Annotated in this window: 4 protein-coding genes; 1 reads left to right on the forward strand and 3 read right to left on the reverse strand. The window is 76.0% G+C overall.

The annotated features are described in order from the left end of the window. Nucleotides 1-3 precede the first annotated feature (3 nt). From ABZ281_RS38415 to ABZ281_RS38425, 3 genes are read right to left on the reverse strand one after another with little or no spacing between them, the layout of a single operon-like run. Nucleotides 4-645, reverse strand: coding sequence for an ATP-binding cassette domain-containing protein (locus ABZ281_RS38415; protein ID WP_356662651.1), 642 nt, complete (start codon nt 643-645; stop codon nt 4-6). After that, nucleotides 642-3473, reverse strand: a complete 2832-nt coding sequence (locus tag ABZ281_RS38420; RefSeq protein WP_356662652.1) for an ATP-binding cassette domain-containing protein — start codon at nt 3471-3473, stop codon at nt 642-644. Before ABZ281_RS38420 ends, ABZ281_RS38415 begins: the two co-directional genes overlap by 4 nt. Then, entirely contained in the window at nt 3473-3949 is a 477-nt protein-coding gene (locus ABZ281_RS38425) for a hypothetical protein (protein WP_356662653.1), read from the reverse strand. Before ABZ281_RS38425 ends, ABZ281_RS38420 begins: the two co-directional genes overlap by 1 nt. 145 nt (nt 3950-4094) lie before the next feature. On the opposite strand from ABZ281_RS38425, the gene ABZ281_RS38430 reads away from it, so the two are divergent. Then, entirely contained in the window at nt 4095-4658 is a 564-nt protein-coding gene (locus ABZ281_RS38430; protein WP_356662654.1) for a hypothetical protein, read from the forward strand. The last annotated feature ends 82 nt before the right edge of the window (nt 4659-4740 follow it).

The following is a 4740-nucleotide window of genomic DNA, read 5'->3' on the forward strand; positions in this document are numbered from 1 at the left end:
GGATCAATCCGTGAGCTCACCCGCCTCCCCGGCGAACACGACGGCACCGCGGCGCAGTTCGTAGACGATCGCGGGCCGCCCCCGCAGGGCGGGCGGCAGCCGCTGCTCGGCGAGCACCACGCACGCCTCGAGCGCGCCCAGCAGCTCGTACGTCCGGGCCGCGACCGCGGGCGACATGCCCTGGGCGGGCTCGTCGACGAGCACCACCCGCGCGCGTGCGAGCAGCGCCCGGGAGAGGGCGAGCATCCGCTGCTCCCCGCCGGAGAGGGAGCCGGCGCGCCGCTGGAGCAGGGGCCGCAGCTGCGGGTAGGCGTCGAGGGCCACGGCGGGGTCGTGCGCGGCGAGTTCGAGGTTCTCGCGCACGGTGAGCGAGCCGAACACGGCCTGCCGCTCCGGTACCAGGCACATCCCGCGCCGGGCGCGTTCGTAGGCGGGCACGCGGGTCACGTCGGCGCCGTCCCACAGCACCGCGCCGCCCGACAGGGGCACCGTGCCGGCCAGGGCGCGCAGGGCGGTGGTGCGGCCGGAGCCGTTGCGGCCCAGCAGCACGGTGAGGCCCGGGCCGGGGGCGGTGAGGCCGATGCCGTGCAGGGCCTCCAGGGGGCCGTAGCGCACCCGTGCGTGGCGCAAGGCGACGGTCGTCATCGGCCGGCCCCCGATTCCAGGGCGTCCAGGACGCGTCCGGGCGGGCCGGAGGCGACGATCCGGCCCGCGGTCATCACATGCACGACGTCCGCGAGACCGGCCACCAGGTCCAGGTCGTGCTCCACGACGAGGAGCGCCGCGCCGTCGGCGGCCAGGGCCTTCAGGACCCGGGCCAGGGCGGACACTTCGGCGGTGTCCAGACCCGCGGCGGGTTCGTCGAGGAGGAGGATGCGGGGGCTGCCCGCGAGGACCCGGGCCAGTTCGACGCGGCGCAGCGCCCCGGTGGGCAGCCCTGCGGCGGGCAGGGCGCGCACGGGCCCGTCGAGCCCGAGCAGCCTCAGGGCGCGCTCCACGGCACCCGGGTCGGTCACCCGGCCCTGCTCGGCACCCACCCGGACGTTCTCGGCCACGGTCAGCGAGGGGAAGACGGCCAGTTGCTGGAAGGTGCGTGCGACGCCGAGCCGGGTGCGGGCGTGGGCGGGCAGCGCGGTGATGTCCCGCCCGCCGAGCCGCACCGTCCCGCGCGCGGGCCGCAGCGTCCCGGCCAGACAGTGGAACAGGGTGCTCTTACCGGCCCCGTTGGGCCCCACGACCGCGGTGATCCGGCCGGGGGAGAGGTCCAGGTCCACCCCGTCGAGGGCGGTGAAACGGCCGTAGTGCGCGTGGAGCCGGCGGGCGGTGAGGAGGGGAGCGGCGGGGGCCGTGGCGGCCGAGGAGGGCCCGGGGGGCGCTTCGGGATCGGTGGTCGCCCCGGGTCGGCCGGCAGGCGGCTCGGAGGGGCCGGTGATCCTGTCGGGCCCTCCCGTCGGCGGGCGGCCGCCGACGCTGGGCAGGCGGGTGGCCGCCCGGCCCGACGGGCTGCGCTGCGTGCTCCCGGTGTCCCGGTGCTCGCGCCGACCCGCCGACTTCCCGCCCTTCGCGCTCCGTGCCAGGCCCGTCGCCCCGCTCGGCACCGGTGCCCTCCGGTCCGGCTCCGCCGGGCGCAGCCTCCCGCGGGCCCGGGCGCCCACCGCGGTCAGGGCCGGCGCGCGGCGCAGCCGCAGGCGTTCCCCCGCTGTGCGCAGCGCCTCGTACGGGCCGCCGGGGAAGCGGCCCACCAGGATTGCCAGGATGCCGACCAGGGCCGCCGCGACACCGCCGCGGGTGCCCGCGTCCAGCCCGACCAGGAGTGCCGCGGCGGCAAGGGCGCCGAGCGTGCTGTCGGCGCCCAGCACCACCACCGCCGCGAACCACAGCAGGCCCCGCACGGGGTCGTAGGCGGCGGCGTCGAACGCACGCAGGCCCATGCCGAGCATGCCGCCGCCCAGCGCGGCCAGCGCGGCGCCCGCGACGAAGGCCAGCAGCTTCAGGGAGGGCACGCCGACGCCCGCCGCCTGCGCACCTCGCTCGTGATCCCGCGTGGCGGCCAGGGCCCGGCCGGTCCGCCCCCGGCGCAGCGCGTGCGCCGCCAGCAGCGCGACCGCCAGCAGGAGCAGCTCCAGGATGTAGTACGCCCGGTCCCCGTCGAAGCCCGCGGGACGGCCCAGCGACAGGTCTGAGGTGGCGTACGGCTGGGCGAAGACGAAGCGGCTCACCCCCACGCCGACCGCGAACGTCGCGAGCGCCAGGGCGAGGCCCCGGCGGCTGATGGCAGGCCAGCCGGTGAGCAGACCGAGCGGCGCCACCAGGACCACCGCGATCGCGAGGGCGGCCAGTTCCGGCAGTGCGGGCAGCCCCGGGAAACGGCCCGACGCCAGCAGGGCCGTGAACAGGGCGCCCAAGCCCGCGTACGCCGCCTGCCCCAGGGAGATCTGGCCGCCGCGGCCGGTGACCACCACCAGGGACAGCAGGATCACGGCCAGCGCCGGGACCTGGACCGAGGTGTGCAGGTCCCGGCCGGCGAGCCCCAGCGGCAGCAGGAACAGCACGAGCACCACGATCCAGGCACCCGGCGGGGTCGGTACCCGCGCCGTGGCCGTGCGGGGCAGCGCGTCTCGCTCCCCGACTCCCGGCAGGACCAGGGCCGCGACCAGCAGCGCGACGACGAACAGGTTCGTGCCGGCCGCCAGCAGCAGCGGCTCGGCCCAGCCCGAGGGGTGCAGCCGCGTGAGCTGGCTCTGCGCCACCCCGATGCCCAGCGCCACCACCACCGCGACGGTCAGGCTCCGCATCCGGGCGGCCACCGCGACCGCGACGACCTCCATCACCAGCAGCGAGAGACCGTACGGGTCGAGCCGCACATACGGCGCCAGCAGCACCCCCGTCAGACCGGCCGTGAACGAGCCGAAGGCCCAGCCCGTGGCCGCGACCCGGTCCGCGTCGATGCCGCCCAGTTCGGCGAGCCGCCGGTCGTCGACGACGGCACGCAGCTCCCGCCCGAACCGCGTCCGGCGGACCACCGCCGCGACCCCGGCGGCCAGCACCAGCACCACCGCCAGCTGCCCCCACGGCTCGTCCGGCACCAGCACCGGCGCGTCGTCCCGTGCCCCCTGCCCCCACAGCAGCGCCGCCCCGCCCACCAGCAGCACGAACACCCCGATGGACGCCACCAGCGTCTGCGCCGGGTCACCGCCCAGAACCGCCAGGGGCCGGAACACGAACCGCTCCAGGACCACACCCAGCCCCGGCGCCAGCACCAGCAGCGTCACCACCGCCCCGAGCCACAGCGGCCAGCCCCACTCGACCACGCACTGCCGCAGTACGTACGCGCAGACCATCGCGATCGCGCCGTGCGCGAAGTTCAGCACCCCCGTCGCGCGGTACGTCACGATCAGGCCGATCCCGGTCAGCGCCGCCGCACTGCCGACCGAGAGCCCGGCGAGGGTGAGGTCGTACGTCAGCGAGGACATCAGTCGGATTCTTCGGCCGGCTCGCAGATCGGGCAGGGGCCCAGCTCACCGCTCGCCACCAGCTTGGAGTCCACCGGGACCGCCTCCGCCTTGCCCGCGACCAGCGGGCAGTCCGCGCGGTGCCACAGCGTGCCGCCCGGCACCATCAGCAGGTCGCCGCTGACCGCGAGCGGCGCGAGAACGGCCCGGCCGCTCTCCTCCGGCCCGGCCGGCCCGTCCTCCACCAGCAGGCCGTACAGCTCCTCCACGCGCGTGGCGGCGATCGACTCCCGGCCCCGGGCCAGCAGCACCGCCCCGGCGACGACCAGTGCGGCACCGGGGATCGTGCAGGAGGCCAGGTAGGGCAGCTGCCGTTCGGCGTAACGCTCGCCGGAGACTCCGTACCAGCCGACGACGCACAGCACCGCGCCGGCGGCCAGGGCCGCCCAGCCGGCCCACAGGACGGGATGCACGGTCCGAAGTCGGCTGGTCCGCATCGCTGGCTCCCACACGTCGGATTCGGCAGTGCGCGCGTCCTGCTGCCTGTTCAACTCCGCCGATCGCTTGCACTATGCCCTGTGGAAGCTGACCCTGAAAGCACCGGGCGCACATGGCCCGGACCGACACCCGGTGGTGAGCCAGATGGTTCTCGGCAGCGACCTCAAGCGGGGGAACGCGACGGGGGGTCCACGAGCCGCGGGACGGGGTACGGCGATCGCCGCCGCCCTGATCCTGGCCCTCGCCCCGGCCCTGGCGGCCTGCAGCGACGACAGCGGCGGTGGCAGCGAGTCCACGCCTCCCACCCCGACGGCGGAGCGGACCACGAGCGCCCCGGCCTCCGCACCGGCGGACCGGGCCGCGGCGGAGGCGGAAATCCGGCAGAACTGGGAGAAGTTCTTCGATCCGAAGACCTCGACCGAGGAGAAGCAGGCCGTCCTGCAGAACGGCGACCGGATGGGCCCGGTCCTTCAGGCCTTCAGCGGCGACGAGCGCGGCGGGCAGGTCCAGGCGAAGGTCACCAAGGTCGACTTCACCTCGGCGACCGAAGCGGACGTGACGTACACACTCACCCTGAAGGGCGCCACCGCTCTGCCGAACGCCTCCGGGACAGCCGTCGAGGAGGAGGGCACCTGGAAGGTGTCCGTCAAGGCGCTGTGCTCGCTGGTGCAGATGAGCGGCAATGGGTCGCCGGTCCCGGGTTGCTGAGATCCTCGTCGCTGTCCTGCTGCTCGCCCTGGGCGCGGCCTGCGGCAGCCGGCTCCCGGAAAGCGACTTCGAACACGACGAC

It is taken from the genome of Streptomyces sp. NPDC006265, assembly GCF_040613555.1.
Taxonomy (GTDB): Bacteria; Actinomycetota; Actinomycetes; order Streptomycetales; family Streptomycetaceae; genus Streptomyces.

What these genes read in the sequence shown, in the direction of transcription:
- ABZ281_RS38415 (WP_356662651.1), bottom strand. Translation starts at nt 645, where the DNA reads ATGACGACCGTCGCCTTGCGCCACGCACGGGTGCGCTACGGCCCCCTG.
- ABZ281_RS38420 (WP_356662652.1), bottom strand. Translation starts at nt 3,473, where the DNA reads ATGTCCTCGCTGACGTACGACCTCACCCTCGCCGGGCTCTCGGTCGGC.
- ABZ281_RS38425 (WP_356662653.1), bottom strand. Translation starts at nt 3,949, where the DNA reads ATGCGGACCAGCCGACTTCGGACCGTGCATCCCGTCCTGTGGGCCGGC.
- ABZ281_RS38430 (WP_356662654.1), top strand. Translation starts at nt 4,095, where the DNA reads ATGGTTCTCGGCAGCGACCTCAAGCGGGGGAACGCGACGGGGGGTCCA.